General features: G+C 31.5%; 18 protein-coding genes. 9 read left to right on the top strand and 9 right to left on the bottom strand.

The features are described 5' to 3' along the window. Nucleotides 1-58 precede the first annotated feature (58 nt). Nucleotides 59-1387: a histidine phosphatase family protein gene (locus tag HA144_RS02860; protein WP_209042251.1), complete on the top strand. Its 1329-nt coding sequence runs from the start codon at nucleotides 59-61 to the stop codon at nucleotides 1385-1387. A 55-nt stretch (nucleotides 1388-1442) separates the two neighbouring features. Here HA144_RS02860 and lepB read toward each other — a convergent pair whose 3' ends face one another. From lepB to HA144_RS02835, 5 genes are all read right to left on the bottom strand, one after another. Then, nucleotides 1443-2102, bottom strand: coding sequence for a signal peptidase I (gene lepB, locus HA144_RS02855; RefSeq protein ID WP_209042249.1), 660 nt, complete (start codon nucleotides 2100-2102; stop codon nucleotides 1443-1445). Nucleotides 2103-2131: 29 nt separating this feature from the next. Continuing rightward, on the bottom strand, nucleotides 2132-2488 hold the full coding sequence (locus tag HA144_RS02850) for a Spx/MgsR family RNA polymerase-binding regulatory protein (RefSeq protein ID WP_209042247.1): 357 nt from the start codon (nucleotides 2486-2488) through the stop codon (nucleotides 2132-2134). Continuing rightward, complete coding sequence (locus tag HA144_RS02845) at nucleotides 2485-3039, bottom strand: inorganic diphosphatase (RefSeq protein WP_209042245.1); 555 nt, start codon at nucleotides 3037-3039, stop codon at nucleotides 2485-2487. The genes HA144_RS02850 and HA144_RS02845 overlap by 4 nt, the downstream gene beginning before the upstream one ends. Continuing rightward, nucleotides 3029-3283: a hypothetical protein gene (locus HA144_RS02840; protein ID WP_209042243.1), complete on the bottom strand. Its 255-nt coding sequence runs from the start codon at nucleotides 3281-3283 to the stop codon at nucleotides 3029-3031. The genes HA144_RS02845 and HA144_RS02840 overlap by 11 nt, the downstream gene beginning before the upstream one ends. Nucleotides 3284-3379: 96 nt before the next feature. Next, on the bottom strand, nucleotides 3380-3730 hold the full coding sequence (locus HA144_RS02835) for a hypothetical protein (protein WP_025914328.1): 351 nt from the start codon (nucleotides 3728-3730) through the stop codon (nucleotides 3380-3382). A gap of 173 nt (nucleotides 3731-3903) precedes the next feature. On the opposite strand from HA144_RS02835, the gene HA144_RS02830 reads away from it, so the two are divergent. The 4 genes from HA144_RS02830 to HA144_RS02815 all read left to right on the top strand — a co-directional run bounded on the left by HA144_RS02830 (nucleotide 3904) and on the right by HA144_RS02815 (nucleotide 8581). Then, a complete protein-coding gene (locus HA144_RS02830) occupies nucleotides 3904-5706 on the top strand; it encodes a proline--tRNA ligase (protein WP_209042240.1) in 1803 nt (600 codons plus the stop codon). 25 nt (nucleotides 5707-5731) lie between these two features. After that, nucleotides 5732-6169 carry a photosystem II protein Psb27 gene (gene psb27 / locus HA144_RS02825; protein WP_209042238.1) on the top strand — a complete coding sequence of 146 codons (438 nt, stop codon included), beginning with the start codon at nucleotides 5732-5734 and terminating at the stop codon, nucleotides 6167-6169. 81 nt (nucleotides 6170-6250) lie between these two features. Beyond that, nucleotides 6251-7561, top strand: coding sequence for an adenylosuccinate synthase (locus tag HA144_RS02820; RefSeq protein ID WP_209042236.1), 1311 nt, complete (start codon nucleotides 6251-6253; stop codon nucleotides 7559-7561). A gap of 15 nt (nucleotides 7562-7576) precedes the next feature. Beyond that, the gene (locus tag HA144_RS02815) at nucleotides 7577-8581 is read left to right on the top strand and encodes an adenosine kinase (RefSeq protein WP_209042234.1); all 1005 of its coding nucleotides are present in this window, start codon (nucleotides 7577-7579) and stop codon (nucleotides 8579-8581) included. Between the two features lie 6 nt (nucleotides 8582-8587). On the opposite strand, the gene cutA is transcribed toward HA144_RS02815, so the two are convergent. Continuing rightward, nucleotides 8588-8893 (bottom strand): divalent-cation tolerance protein CutA, encoded by a 306-nt coding sequence (gene cutA / locus HA144_RS02810; RefSeq protein ID WP_209042231.1) that lies wholly within the window; start codon nucleotides 8891-8893, stop codon nucleotides 8588-8590. Nucleotides 8894-8899: 6 nt separating this feature from the next. Continuing rightward, nucleotides 8900-9706, bottom strand: coding sequence for a precorrin-6A/cobalt-precorrin-6A reductase (locus HA144_RS02805; RefSeq protein WP_209042229.1), 807 nt, complete (start codon nucleotides 9704-9706; stop codon nucleotides 8900-8902). A gap of 28 nt (nucleotides 9707-9734) precedes the next feature. On the opposite strand from HA144_RS02805, the gene HA144_RS02800 reads away from it, so the two are divergent. After that, nucleotides 9735-10160, top strand: coding sequence for a single-stranded DNA-binding protein (locus HA144_RS02800; RefSeq protein WP_209042227.1), 426 nt, complete (start codon nucleotides 9735-9737; stop codon nucleotides 10158-10160). 1 nt (nucleotide 10161) lies between these two features. Here the strand turns inward: HA144_RS02800 and HA144_RS02795 are convergent, their stop codons facing one another. Beyond that, nucleotides 10162-10344: a hypothetical protein gene (locus tag HA144_RS02795; RefSeq protein WP_075440528.1), complete on the bottom strand. Its 183-nt coding sequence runs from the start codon at nucleotides 10342-10344 to the stop codon at nucleotides 10162-10164. 42 nt (nucleotides 10345-10386) lie between these two features. Between HA144_RS02795 and HA144_RS02790 the strand changes: the two genes are divergently transcribed. The 3 genes from HA144_RS02790 to HA144_RS02780 all read left to right on the top strand — a co-directional run bounded on the left by HA144_RS02790 (nucleotide 10387) and on the right by HA144_RS02780 (nucleotide 12946). Next, nucleotides 10387-10917, top strand: coding sequence for a DUF2854 domain-containing protein (locus tag HA144_RS02790; RefSeq protein ID WP_209042225.1), 531 nt, complete (start codon nucleotides 10387-10389; stop codon nucleotides 10915-10917). A 64-nt stretch (nucleotides 10918-10981) separates the two neighbouring features. Beyond that, on the top strand, nucleotides 10982-11833 hold the full coding sequence (gene argB, locus HA144_RS02785; protein ID WP_209042223.1) for an acetylglutamate kinase: 852 nt from the start codon (nucleotides 10982-10984) through the stop codon (nucleotides 11831-11833). 3 nt (nucleotides 11834-11836) lie between these two features. Then, nucleotides 11837-12946, top strand: a complete 1110-nt coding sequence (locus tag HA144_RS02780) for a DUF3153 domain-containing protein (RefSeq protein ID WP_209042222.1) — start codon at nucleotides 11837-11839, stop codon at nucleotides 12944-12946. Here HA144_RS02780 and priA read toward each other — a convergent pair whose 3' ends face one another. Continuing rightward, nucleotides 12947-15223 (bottom strand): replication restart helicase PriA, encoded by a 2277-nt coding sequence (gene priA / locus HA144_RS02775; RefSeq protein ID WP_209042220.1) that lies wholly within the window; start codon nucleotides 15221-15223, stop codon nucleotides 12947-12949. Nucleotides 15224-15457: the final 234 nt, after the last annotated feature.

Below are 15457 nucleotides of genomic sequence, written 5' to 3'. Positions count from 1 at the left end.
TATCTATTTTAATCACGCCATGAGATGATTAAATTATCTTAATTTTCAAATTTATATAATGACTATTAGATTAGTTTTAGTTAGGCATGGACTTAGCAGTTTCAATGCGAAAGGATTAATTCAAGGAAGAACAGATGATTCATTATTAACTGATGAAGGTTACGAACAAGCCAGAAAAGCAGGAGAAGCATTATCAAAAATAAACTTCGATAAAGTTTATTCCTCTCCACTGATTAGAGCAGCAGAGACGGCAAAAACAATTATCAAGAACTTCAATAAAGAACAAAATATTGAATTCGATAATGATTTGCTAGAGGTAGATCTTAGTGAATGGTCTGGTCTAAAAATTGATGAAATTAAAAAAAAATATCCAGAAATTTACCCTATATGGAAAAATGATCCTGAAAATCTAATCTTAAAAAGAAATGACAATAAAACTTATAAACCAATTCAAGAGTTATTTTATCAAGCAACAAATTTTCTAGAAGATATTTTAAAAATATATCTAGACAAAGATGATGTAAATATTTTAGTCGTAGGCCATAATGCGATTCTAAGATGTTTAATCCTCTTATTATTAGGAAAGCCTAAGCAAGGTTTTAGGAAAATAAGATTAGAAAATGCTTCTTTCTCCATACTCAATATTTCAAGGAAAGAGAACTCTTTTACGACCCAAATTGAATGCTTAAATCAAACTTCCCATCTGAATAAAAATATTCCAAATAAAATTGGAGATTCTAGAATATTTTTAATAAGACATGGTGAAACTAACTGGAACAAAGAAGGAAGATTCCAAGGCCAAATTGATATCCCTTTAAATGAAAACGGAAAAGATCAAGCTAGAAAGACTTTTGAATATTTGAGAAATATTTCTTTCAATAAGGCATTTTCAAGTTCAATGCATAGGCCTTATGAGACTGCACAAATAATCCTTCAAAATAGCAAAGATTTAAAAATAGAAAAAATAGATGCACTAGTAGAGATTAGTCACGGATTATGGGAGGGTAAACTGGAATCAGAAATCAGAGAACAGTGGCCTGCTTTATTAGAAAATTGGCATGATAAACCTGAACAAGTATTAATGCCCGAAGGTGAATCTATAAAACATGTATCAGAAAGGTCCGTAGAAGCTTTTGACAAAATTTGTTTATCTCAAAAGGATAATGATCTAAGCCTTCTGGTCGCTCATGATGCAGTGAATAAAACTATAGTTTGCAATATCCTTGGGATTAATTATTCAAATATTTGGATGATAAAACAAGGTAATGGCGGTATAACTATAATTGACCTTTTTAATGATCACAATAAGTCCCCTGTGATTAGCGCTCTTAATATTACAACACATCTAGGAGGAATAATTGATTCAACTGCTTCAGGAGCACTTTAATTTAAAACCCTTTTTAAAAATTTATTTTGATGAATTCAGACTCTGAAAAAATGTTTTAATTATTGAAAAAGCCAACTTGACTAAGAGGCCAAAATCTGAAATATGCTTTACCAATTATCTCCTTTTTATGAAGAAATTTACTTCCAGGCCAATATCTACCATCCCAGCTATTTGACCTATTATCGCCTAAAACTAAAAAATGATCTTTTGGAACTTTTAAATTTTCAAATTTGCCACATTTAGTAAAGAGAGATAATGAGCACTTATAAGAGACATAAGGTTCTGGAATTAATTTATTATTTATTATTAATTCACCTTTAGAGTTTACACTTACAATTTCTCCTGGGAGTGCCACCACTCTTTTAATATACGCATCGCAAGCTTTATCCCTTAAACCAGGAATAAATGACATCGGAGGGAAACTCATTAAAAAACAATATCTTTTTTTTGGTAAAGGCTTAAATCTTGATGCAATTAATTTTTCGTCAAAAGAGTAAGGTGAGTTAAAGACAACAATATCTCCTCTTTTTGGTAAAGAGTTTCTTAGCGAAAATTTTTCTATAATTAACCTATCGTTTATTTGTAATTCTGGGAGCATTGAACCAGAGGGAATATATCGAGGTTCTGCGAAAAATGATCTACAAGAAGAAACAAAAAAAGTTAACAGGATTAGTAGACCCCATTCTTTTAAAAAACTTTTAATAGAAGCAGGCATAAAATTAATAAATTTTTGATTTTTTAAACTTAAATAAATTGTTTGGCATATTCAATTTCGTTAAAACCTAATATTACTTTTTTTCCTTCGTAAATCAAAAATGGTCTTTTTATTAATTTGCCGTCACTTAAAAGAAGTTGAATAATTTCTTCCCTTGATAAACTGTAAATATCAAGATTATGTGTTTTGAAGGCTTTACCTCTTGTATTAAAAATCCTTTTCTTATCATAAGAGTATTGTTCCAAGGCTAGATTTAAATAATTAACAAGTGGTGGTTCTTTTACAATATCTATTAATTGGAATTCGAAATCTTTGCTTTCAAGCCACTTTGCAGCTTTTCGGCAAGTAGAGCATTTTAAATAACTATAAAAAATTATTTTTTTCAATTTAATTTACTAATGTTTGATTTCTTAAGTACTTTAAAGTTTTTCTTTTTTAGGGGAGTGCAATTTTTCAACAAATTGTCGACCACATCAAAATCTCTCCAGCCATCAATTTGAACTGCTCTTCCATCAAGTCCTTTACTTGTTCTAAAAAATTCAGCAACATCCTCAAGCTGATTAGGAGCAATTTGATTAATACTCAATATATTAGCCTGCCTAGGATTAGCAATAGGCACACATAAAAGTTTTCCATCATATGCACCACAATCATGCATATCCAAAACCCCAATAGGTCTCGCTTTTATTAGACAACCAGCAAAAGTAGGCTCATCCATTATCACCATTGCATCAAGAGGAGCTCCATCGTCAGCAAGGGTATTTGGGATAAAACCATAATCAAAAGGGTACCTCACTGAAGAATGCAATACTCTATCTAAGGCCATTATTCCTGCATCAGAGCAATATTCATATTTATTCCTACTCCCTGCAGGTATTTCAACAACAATATTTACTATTCCCTTCATTGGAGATGGAGGTATTGAGCTAAGGTCCATCTTTTTTAAGATCGTGATTATGAATTATCTCTTTTCCTTGAGACAAAGGTCTGCCAATTAAAATGCTTATTGAAGGTAATAAAATTGTCAAAAAGGCAAGAATAATACCTAAAGATGTTATTGATAAACTCCTTATGCTTAAGGGGTCATCATCATCTCTTTCGAAATCAATTCGAGCAGAACGAAGAGAAGATACTTCGCTTGATTTACTTTGAATAAACTGCTTTGATTTCGTGTAACTCAAGAACTCTTAATTGGGAAAGATTAAGGAGATAATTTAACATCATTATCCTACATTCAAAATGTCAATAAATCAAAACATTAATTATTAGCTTTTTAATTACTCTTTTTCTAGCAAAGACCTAATAGATTTTAGTTCGTCCAATATTTGTACCAGAATATTTTGGGCAGCGGAGGAAGGTGTATTGAAGACCTCCACAGTGACTTCCTTAATTCTTAAAATATCTTTTGCAAATCTAGCAACTTCATTGGGATGGAATTTTAAAGGATCTTTTTGATCAGTTCTAAATTCGGGATTTAATTTTCTTGGATTAAAGCTAGGGTTTAGATTTCTTAAATCTGTATTTGTATACCTATAGACAGAAGCTCTTGATCTGTTAAGGAATTTCTGAACTTCATCAATACCTACTAATTCCTCTTCGCTAGAAATATTGGAATCTATATTTTCCATAAACTTAAGAAAATGTTTAGTAATAATGAACTTTTAAAAGATTTTGAAATTCATTACTGAAGAAGTTAGCAGAAAGTATATTTTTAGACTAGCCGCGTTGAGGGACTCAAGACACTTTAGATTCTTTTTTTATCTTAATTGATAAAATTAAATATTATTAAGGATTTTTTTGTATGCGCGTAACAACCTCATTTCCTCTGGGGACACTTCGTGACACACCTTCTGAAGCTGAGATTATTTCACATCAATTACTTTTAAAAGCTGGGTATATTCGTAGAGTTAACAGCGGTATTTATGCATACATGCCAATAATGCTTAGAGTTATTGAAAAAATATCCGCAATAATAGAGAGAGAACTTAATAGTATTGGTTGTACAAAATTATTATTACCCCAACTTCATCCTGCAGATTTATGGAAAAAAAGTGAAAGGTGGGAAGGATATACTGCTGGGGAAGGAATAATGTTTAATCTCAAAGATAGACAAGGTAAAGAATTTGGTTTAGCTCCAACTCACGAAGAGGTTATTACGAGTATTGCATCTGAGACTATCAACTCCTATAAGCAATTACCTCTATGTTTCTATCAAATTCAGACAAAATTTAGAGATGAAATAAGGCCAAGGTTTGGATTGATGAGAAGTAGAGAATTTATAATGAAAGATGGTTATTCTTTTCATTCTTCAGAAAACGATCTTGCTTCTTTCTATGAAAAAGTAGGCAATGCTTATGAAAATATTTTTAAATCTTGTGGACTTGAGACAGTAGGGGTTGAAGCTGATAGCGGAGCAATAGGCGGTGCCTCCTCTAAAGAATTTATGGTCACTGCTGATGCGGGGGAAGATTCCATTTTGTTTACTCAAAGTGGTTCTTATGCTGCAAATATTGAAAAAGCTGTTTCTCTTCCCTCTCAACCTATTCCACTAAAAGATAATATTTTAGGGTGGTTAGAAACACCTCAACAAAAAACAATCCTAGAAGTTTGCGCTAATAACAATTTAGAACCTACTCAGATTATTAAAGTAGTAGTATTCCTTGCACAGTTCGAAGGTAAATTTGAGGTCCCAATTCTTGCATGCATAAGAGGCGATCAACATATTAATGAAGTAAAGCTTTTTAACTTAATAAATAAACTTCATAATCTCAATCTCCTTAATCTTAAAAAGATTGAAGATAAAAATACTATCGAAAAAAATCTAGTTGATTTTTCCTTAGGTTTTATAGGGCCGGATTTAGATAATAAAACTATTAAAGCTAGTTCTACTTGGGATAAAAAATGGACTAGAATAATAGACCATTCTGCAAGTAGCCTCTCAAAATTTATAAGTGGAGGGAATAAAGTTAATTTCCATAGAGTTTTTCGAGATTTTTCTTTTGCTTCGAAAGATTATCTAATTGGGGATATTAGGAATGCAAAAAAAGGAGATAAAGTAAGTATTTATAATAATGAGGAACTTAAAGAAAAAAAAGGTATCGAGATTGGACATATTTTCCAACTAGGTCAAAAATATAGTGAAAAATTAAATGCAAAGTTCTCTGATAAGGATGGTCAACTAAAAAATTTATGGATGGGTTGTTATGGAATTGGAGTGACAAGAATAGCTCAAGCTGCTATCGAACAGAATCATGATCAAAAGGGAATTTGTTGGCCTATCCAGATTTCTCCTTTTGAAGTTATTATTATTCCAACAAACCTAAAAGATCCTATTCAAAATGACCTTACTGAGCAAATCTATAACAACTTTATAATTAATAAAATTGATGTGCTTCTTGATGATAGAAACGATAGAGCTGGCGTGAAATTTAAAGATGCTGAATTAATTGGAATTCCTTTTCAGATAATTATTGGCAGAGATTCTGTTAATAAAGAAGTAGAACTTTTGTGCAGAACAAATAATACTAAGTTTAAAATTAGTACTGATAAATTATTGGAAACATTTATTTCCGAATCAAAAATAATGTACAATAAAAAATCTTAAGGCTTATTTTTTTGGGAGCTAAGTTATGTTACTGAATTGGACAACAAAAAATTTTTTAAAAAATCTTACTAAAGCTATATCTTTTTCAATATCCTTAATTATTGTTTTTACACTATTTAGCTCCCCCTCTTTAGCTGTAAAAACCTCAATGACAGGTGATTATACAAAGGATACGATTTCGGTGGTCCAAACATTACAAACAGCTGTTGATACACCAAAAGATTCTCCAAATAAAGATGAAGTTAGAAGTGAAGCTCTTACCTTAATAACTGACTATATTTCTAGATACAGAAATAGAGGAATGGTAAATAAAACCCAATCATTTACTACCATGCAAACAGCATTAAATGCCATGGCAGGCCATTACAAAAACTTTGCAAGTAGGCCTTTACCGGATAAACTTAAAGAGCGTTTAACAAAAGAATTTTCTCTTGCTGAAAAAATGGTTCTTAGAGAAAGTTGATACAATTCATTTACTTTTTAAAAGTAAACAAAGATTTTTGAATATATTAAATATTCGCACAAAAATAATGCTCTACTAAAATTGGCCAATGTTGTTGTAATCGGAGCCCAATGGGGTGACGAAGGAAAAGGTAAAATAACCGATTTGCTTAGTCGCTCGGCTGATGTTGTCGTTCGCTATCAAGGTGGTGTAAATGCAGGGCATACTATAGTCGTAGATGATAAAGTCTTGAAATTACATTTAATTCCTTCAGGGATACTTTATAAAAATACTACTTGTTTGATTGGATCAGGGACAGTTGTAGATCCAAAAATCTTACTAAAAGAAATCGATATGTTAATTGAAAATGGAATTGACATCTCAGGATTAAAAATATCATCAACATCACATGTAACAATGCCTTATCACCGAATATTAGATGAAGCCATGGAAGCTGATAGAGGTACAAATAAAATTGGGACAACTGGCCGGGGGATTGGTCCAACTTATGCGGATAAATCTCAAAGGAATGGTATTAGAGTAAGAGATCTACTCAGCAAGGAAAGGTTAATTGACGTGATAGAAGTTCCATTAAGAGAAAAAAACGGACTTTTAGAAAAAATCTATGGTATCGAACCACTCAAAAAAGATGACATTGTTAGAGAATATCTCAACTATGGAGAAAGATTATCTAAGCATGTGGTTGACTGCACGAGAACTATTCATGCAGCCTCAAAGAATAAAAAGAACATTCTATTCGAAGGTGCCCAAGGTACTTTGCTTGACTTGGATCATGGAACATACCCTTTTGTCACCTCATCAAACCCCATATCAGGTGGGGCATGTATTGGGTCTGGAGTTGGTCCCACATTAATTGACAGAGTCATAGGAGTTGCGAAAGCATACACCACAAGAGTGGGGGAAGGTCCATTTCCAACAGAATTACAGGGAAGTATTAATGATCAACTCTGCGATCGAGGCAGTGAATTTGGAACCACTACTGGGAGAAGAAGGAGGTGTGGGTGGTTTGATGGAGTTATTGGTAAATATTCCGTATCTGTAAATGGTCTTGATTGTTTAGCTATTACAAAACTAGATGTATTAGATGAATTAGACGAAATTGAAGTTTGCATTGCTTATGATCTGGAGGGAGAGGAAATAGATTACTTTCCTACTAATTCAGATGATTTAAAAAAATGTAAGCCAATCTTCAAAAAATTAAAAGGTTGGCAATGTTCAACAGCAAATTGCAGAAAACTATCTGACCTCCCTCAAAATGCAATGAATTACCTAAGATTTTTAGCCGAACTAATGGAGGTCCCTATTGCCATCGTCTCATTAGGGGCTAACAGAGATCAAACAATAGTAATTGAGGACCCAATTCATGGACCCAAAAGAGCTCTTCTAAGGTAGTTTATTTAAAAACTAATGCGGGAATCCTTTAGACATCTTGAACAAAATCAAAGAGTTGACCTCATTGGTCTAGGCAATGCAATAGTTGATATTATTGTAAATATTGAAGATGAATTTCTTGAGATAAATAATTTAGAGAAAGGATCAATGAATCTTATTAATTCTGATGAATCTCAGAAATTGTTAAAGAATTGCCAGGTTATCAAACAAATATCAGGTGGGTCCTCAGCTAACACCGTTGTATGTTTAGCAGGGTTAGGTAATGATGTGCAGTTTATTGGGAGGGTGAAAAATGATCAATTTGGTAATTTCTTTTCTTCTGATATAAAAAAAAGTAAAACTATATTTAATACTCCACCCATTAATGAAGGGGCCTCAACCGCTCATTCAATTATTTTGATTACACCAGATGCTCAAAGAACTATGTGCACTTACCTTGGCGCATCAATAGAGTTTGAACCAAAAGACATTGATTGTAGTTTGATCAAAGAAAGTAAATACTTATATTTAGAAGGTTATTTATGGGATAGCGTATTAGCTAAAAATGCTTTTCTTAAAGCTGCTCAAATTGCAAAACTATCAAATACAAAAATAATCCTTTCTTTGTCTGATTCGTTTTGTATAGATAGACATCGAGAGAGCTTCTTGGAATTAATTGATAACTATGTAGACATAGTTTTTTGTAATGAATCTGAGGTTTTAAGTCTATTTGAAAAGGATCAATTGGCAAATTGCCAGGAAGACCTCTCTTCCCTATGTGAATTAGTTGTAGTAACTCTAGGTAGCGATGGTTCTCTAATAATTAACAAAAACAAATCAGAAGTAATTAAGTCAATCATTAAAGGGAAGGTTATTGATACTACAGGAGCAGGAGATATTTATGCCGGAGGATTTATACATGGATTAATAAATAATTATTCCCTCAAAAAATGCGGAGAGATAGGTTCAATTTGTGCTGGACAAATAATTACACAATTAGGATCTCGATCGAATATTGATCTCAAAGAACTAATAAAATAAGTTTTATCAAATAGTCTTATTCAGCCAATCATAATATTTAATCTCAGCATGGTATTTTTTATAAATAATTTGTGGGACATCATATGTGGAAATTTTATGTAAAAAATCAATTAAATCATCTTTAAATTCTGGTTTACTTTTTATTGTAATTTCAAACTCTTTAGTTTCTTGAATATCACCATCCCACTCATAAACTGAAAAAATTTGCTTAATTGAAACACAAGCTGCAAGTTTTTCTTTTATGAGTAATTTAGCCATACGCACAGCATTTGTTTTACTTGATTCAGTCGCGATAATAACTAATATTTCCATAATGAATTAAACATCAATATTTGTTTTAATTATGTGATTTATCAAATCCTGGTATTGATTGAAAGAGTAAGAATTGTCATTTACTAATTTTGGCCTTTTTACCAAAAATAACTTCATCGTACTACCAGAAATAGTTCTTTCCCAGTTTTTCTGGGAATAACTTCCAGATTCTCTGCATAGAACATAATCTATCCCCCAAAATTCACAGAGTTTTTTTTCTAGAATGCTGTTTTCACCTCTACTTGGTTGGAGGATCGCTATATTTGAATTTTTTATACATGATCCAAAAGCTTTGGTTATACCTTCGTAAGTTGGAAGTACCCTTGTAAATACATTCGCTTTACAATTCATATAATAATTAGCTGTATCGCTAAGGAATCTTGAACCTATTGCCAGAAGAATGTTCTTGTTTTCTAGATCAACATTATTTATATCCTTTAAATTATCAATATGAAAAAAATTATTAGTGTTATTTATTAAAGAATTTCTCTCAAAAAGTAAGAGAGGTTTATTAATTTCCTTACAAGCTTCATTAAGATTTTTAGAAATTATCACTGCAAAAGGATGAGTTGCATCAACAACGAATTTGATTTTATTTTTTTTTATGAAATTTATTATTTCATCTTTATTATTTAATTTACCCGTAATGATATGTAACTTAGGATTTTCAATATATGCTTGCCCTGCTTTATAAGTCAAAACACTTGCAAAAACTGAATACTTAAGTTCAAGAAGCCTATTAGCTATTTCAGGTCCATCCGAAGTTCCTGATAGGATCCAAACATTTTTATAGCAATTTTCTTGATTCTGCATCAGTATGTCTTTAATTAAATAGTAAGTAATGAATCATTGTTTAATTCAGGCGGTAATTAATAGCGCTCCCCAAATGAGGTATACCAAAGAGAACCAAACTCCAATTGCAGAAATGATTGTTAATTTTAAAGGATTACGTAGTGAAGATCCAACCAGAGATCTCAAGATCATAGGATGGGGAAATATTGCCCAAGAAATGGTAGACGAACTAAAGGAGGGGCAAAATATTGTTATTGAAGGACGTCTAAAGATGAATTCTGTCACAAGAAAAGACGGAACAAAAGAAAAGCAACCAGAACTAACAGCTTCAAAGATTCATCAAATATCACCAGTTGACGTTATTAAGTCTGATCAAAAACAAAATAATGAGTCATTTGAAAATAAAGAAACCACTAAAAAATCTAGTTGGGATAGTTCACCTTTAGTACCTGAAGTTGATGAAATACCTTTTTAAATCAGATATCAACGTTATTTTCTTGAACACTTATAATTAATTTGCTTATTTTTCTTTCAAGCGCGGCAAGTTCGCTTCTGATTTCTGGCCATTTACCCTTATCAAGATTTTCTAGTAGCCATGCTCTATCTTGATCAAGTTTAAAAATTAAATCTCCTTGATTTGCAGTATTAGGATCTTGCATAATACTTATTAGCCCTTTTAAAACTCATTCTACTAAATCAAAATGAAGAAATACTTATCGCCTGGAAACTTAATCGTAACCGCTGGGGGTGTATTAGCTTTTGTTGGAATGACTGCTTATTTTACAGACTCAGTGAATTTAAGTGTACCTACTTTTTTTTATGGAGTACCTATTTTTCTAATTGGATTAGGTTTAAAGACTTCCGAAATACCTCCTGTAGAGTTGTTAGATAAGACAAATTTTGCGACAAATAAATTTAATAGGCCAAAAGAATTAACAGCATTAGTTAAAGATGTCACAAGATGGAGGTATGGGATAAAAGCTCATCTTGAATCGTCATTAGAATCTTTAAATTTATGGGACGAGGATAACCCCCCTCAATTAAAAGAAATAGAAGAAATTACAAAGGAAGAAAAAAATGGTCTCAGAATGCGTTTCGAATTAAACGCTGTCCCTCTAGAAAAATGGATTGAAAAACAAGAAAGGTTAAACAGGTTTTTCGTCAAAGGTCTTGAATCAGAATTTATTATCGACGATAATAAAAAAGAATTTGATTTTATTCTCTTTTATTGAATATAGGGATATATTTGTAAAAACCTAATTTATCAATTCAATCAAGTTTTAATGTATTTTAATAATGAATGATTCTCAAAGAGTATCAATATTAAGCGAAGCACTTCCATATATACAAAGTTTCTCTGGTAGAAAAATTGTTATCAAGTATGGTGGTTCTGTTATGGAGGATGATGATTTAAAAAATGCTTTTTTTAGAGACATAGCACTTTTATCAACCGTTGGGGTTTGTCCGATCGTAATTCATGGAGGTGGACCCGAGATTAATAATTGGTTAAAGAAATTAGAAATATCCCCTAAATTCGAAAATGGATTAAGAATTACTGATCAAAAAACAATGGAAATTGTCGAGATGGTTCTAATGGGTAGAGTTAACAAACAAATTGTCAAAGGCATTAATAAAACTGGTTCCTTAGCTGTGGGAATATCAGGTCTTGATGGTAACTTAATTCAATCTAGAGAACTAGGAGATGGGAGCCATGGGTTAGTGGGAGAAGTTACAAAAATCAATCCTGAAATATTAGATCCTCTTATTTCTAAAGGATATATCCCAATTATTTCTAGTATTGGATCGACCTTGGAGGGTATTTCCCATAACATTAATGCAGATTTTGTCGCTGGAGAAATTGCTGCTGCAATAAATGCAGAAAAACTTATTCTTCTTACTGATACTCAAGGGATTTTAAAAGAAAAAGATAACAAAAATACTCTCGTTGAAAAAACTAATCTTAAAGAGGCAAGAGATTTTATTGATAAAAAAATTGTTACTGAAGGGATGATTCCAAAGACAGAATGCTGCATACGAGCTTTAGCACAAGGAGTCAAAGCAGCTCATATAATTGATGGAAGAATAGAACATTCATTACTTCTTGAGATTTTCACAAATTCCGGAATAGGTACAATGATAGTCGCCTAACTTATGAAAACTTATGAGCAAGTTTTAGAAACAGTAGAACTTGCTTTAGCTATAGGTGAGTATCATTATTGTATTGAATTTCTTTTGCCTTTAATAGAATCATTTCCTGCGTCAAGTAAAGAGGGAGTGAATTTAAGAACAATCTTAATTACTGCTCTTTGTGGTATCAATAAAAAGGAGGAGGCTAAAAGGTTTTGTAAAGAACTTCTAAAATCTTATGATAATAAGACGAGAGAAAACGCAAAATATTTAATGGAAGTTATAGACTCTCCTGAAATTAAAAAGCCAGAAAATTGGAACGTACAGTTTGAAAGCGACCCATCACTAAATAAAAAATCTCTTAACTCACTGCGCAAAAAAAAAGAAGTATTGGAGAAAAAGAAATTTATTAATGTAACTGAGACTCCAACTGGTGAAACAAAACCCTTTCAGAAAGGCTTTTCTCTGATCATTTTTATAATACTATTATTATTAATTCCACTTTTAAGTGGCTGCGTTAAAGTTGAGGATACCCTTGATCTTAGTGAAATTGATTCAATAACCAATAATTTAGTGATAGAGAGTAAATACATAAAGAAATTTCCTTGGCAATTAAAATTTGAAGAGAATATGAAAGATATTTTTCCTAACGCAGAAATTGAACAAGACGAATCAACCTTTGCTTTGAAACATAAAAATCTCAATCTAGAAGATACAAAGCAAGTTCTTAAAATTACCCAAAATACAGCTGGAAAGTTAGCGGGAGGATCAACTAATATAGAAATTAATACTACTCAAAAAAACTTCATTTTTTTTAAAAAATACTTTTACAGGTTAGATTTGGATCTAAATTCTATTAAAGGTATTGATAATTTAGAACTCATTTTCAAAATTATTCGCCCTAATAAAGCTATCCTAACTGATAAAAATAATTCAAATTTAGAAATCACAAAAAATCTAATAATTTGGAATTTAAATCAAGGACAGATAAATAGTCTTGAATTTTCTTTCTGGAGCCTCAACAAACTTTTGATTGGGATATCTACTATTTTCATAATTATAATATTGGCTTATTTATTAAGATTCTATAGATTTAAATTAGGTACAGATTTACCTCAGCTTCCATCAAAGTAATTACAACTCAGCTGGATTAACATCAATTGTTAAAAAAACATTTTTTGGAATAAGTTTCCATAATATTGATCTATCAGGTAAAGGTATCTTTGTTCCTTCAGGACCGTATATTAATATCTGCCATCTAAATTTTTTACCTACTTTAGCAATTAAACTAGGAGCAGGGCCAATTAATTTCCAGTTCTTTTTCTCACAGAAATTAAGTAAATATTTTGCTAATTTTCTTACAATTGATTCAGTTAATTCATAATTTTCACCTGATAATTTAAGAAGGCAAATCTCGCAAAATGGGAATAAATTAGCATCTTTTCTCAATTTCGAGTTTTCAATTAAGAACCTTTCATAATCTCTTTTCTGAAGATAAGAAATTACAGGATGGTTAGGTTTATATGTTTGAAAAATTACTTTTCCTTGTTTTTGAGCCCTACCTGCCCTGCCTGCTAATTGTAAAAACAATTGTAATGATTTTTCTTCTGCCGAAATATCTGGACGATGAAGCAACCCATCTGCTGCAATAACTACTGAAAGAGTAATATTGGGTATGTCAATCCCTTTTGCCAACATTTGCGTTCCCACAAGAATATCAGCATCACCTCTAGAAAACTTTGAAAGAATATCTCTATGACCATCTTTTCCTGAGGTTGTATCTCGATCAAAGCGAAGTACTCTTAAGTCTGGAAATTCTTCATTTAAAAACTCTATTACCTTTTGGGTTCCTATTCCAAAAGGCTTAAAGGCCGTTGAATGACAATCTGGGCAACGATTGATCAATCTCGATTTATGATCACACCAATGACAACATAGCCATTTGTTCCCTTGTGAACCTAGATGTACTGATAAAGGAACGTCACAGTTGGGACAATTTATTAAATATCCGCAATTTCTACAACTCAAAAACCCACTATGCCCCCTCCTAGGGATCAAAATTATTGCCTGCTCATTTTTTAAGCGTAGCTGAGGAAGTAATTGTAATAATTCATTGGATAAAATTTTCATATTTCCCTTCTTGAATTCATCTCGCATATCAATAATTCTTATTTCAGGAATCTCATTACTGGATATTCTTTGAATCATTCTTACCAGTTTAAAATTATTTTCAAGAAAACATTTTTTCCAAGTCTTCATTGATGGGGTTGCACTCCCAAAAATTAACTTTGCAGAATTCCTTTTTACTATTTCAATAGCAATCTCTCTTGCGTCATAACAAGGCATAGGACTATCTTGTTTATATGAAACATCATGTTCTTCATCCATTATTATTAATCCTAGATTTTTAATTGGAAGAAAAACTGCGGACCTTGTTCCTATTACTATTAGAGGTTCATTGGCATTAATGACTTTCTTCCAAACTAGAGTTCTATGACTGGAAGAACAGTTACTATGATATTCGTAAACGACATTATTAAATCGTCGACTAAACCTATCAATAAGTTGAGGAATTAGTCCAATTTCTGGGGCAAGTATCAAACAACTTTTTTTCTTAAGAAATTGATCTTCAGCAATTCTCATATAAACTTCGGTTTTACCTGATCCTGTTTCACCCCATAGAAGCAACACATCTCCAGGTTTCATTGCGTGAAATTCTTGCAATGCAATTTTTTGCTCATTTGTAAGATTTGGTTTTTTAGGTGCAATACGATCATTTAAAAAAGAATTTAATTTAGTATTTATATTTTTTTTTCTTTTAGATTTAACAAGGTAATTTTTACTGACCATTGAATTAATCTGAGTGAAATTAAAACCAGATTTTATTAATTCACTTTGCCAATTACCTTTTTCAGGCAAAGTATTTATTAAAGAAAATTCTTTTTTGGTTAATTCACTTTTCTTAATATCAAATTCTTTTTTGGTTTCAATCCATATTTGATCTTTTAAACCTTGAGAAATACTCTTATATTTACCGATCCAGCCAGGAGGAAATGCAGTTTTAAACATTTTTAAATTACTAACCATATAAATCGAAGCTAGTGACTCTATCCATTCTCTCCAAGAGTCATCAATTATTTTTTTCTGCAAAATACCTTCAACGAACAAATATCTCATACTTTTTTTTCCAGTAATATTAGATTCATCTTTATTAATTCTCGAAAAGTATTTTCTTGAGATCACCAACCCATTCAATAGTCTCCCTCTTAATTTCACACTTACAATATCCCCAACTTCTACCCCAAGATTATTTCCATCTAAATAGTAAAAGCTTTCATTACTACTACCTATATCAAGCAAAATTTCCAATTTGTAGGAGATATTTAATAACTGATTACTTGCCGGCTTCAAAACTTTTTCTTAGTATTGGATTGTTGAACATTCCACAAAGTGTTTTTTGCACATTGTAAGTATCCTGCTCTTAAGGGAGACATGAAGCTTTGATCATTGAGTTAAAATTCAAAAATGATCTGCCTGTCTGAGAAATCCCAAGACTTTTTACTTTAGGTAATCTATAGCACTATTTAAATTTTTCAACAATTTAAAAAACTTTTTTTATTCAAATTCTTAAGAAAGTTCTTTTAA

The sequence above is a fragment of the Prochlorococcus marinus XMU1404 genome (genome assembly GCF_017696175.1).
GTDB lineage: Bacteria > Cyanobacteriota > Cyanobacteriia > PCC-6307 > Cyanobiaceae > Prochlorococcus_A > Prochlorococcus_A marinus_X.
Note: the sequence above shows the minus strand (reverse complement) of the source record. Positions and strands in the feature narration are given on the sequence as shown.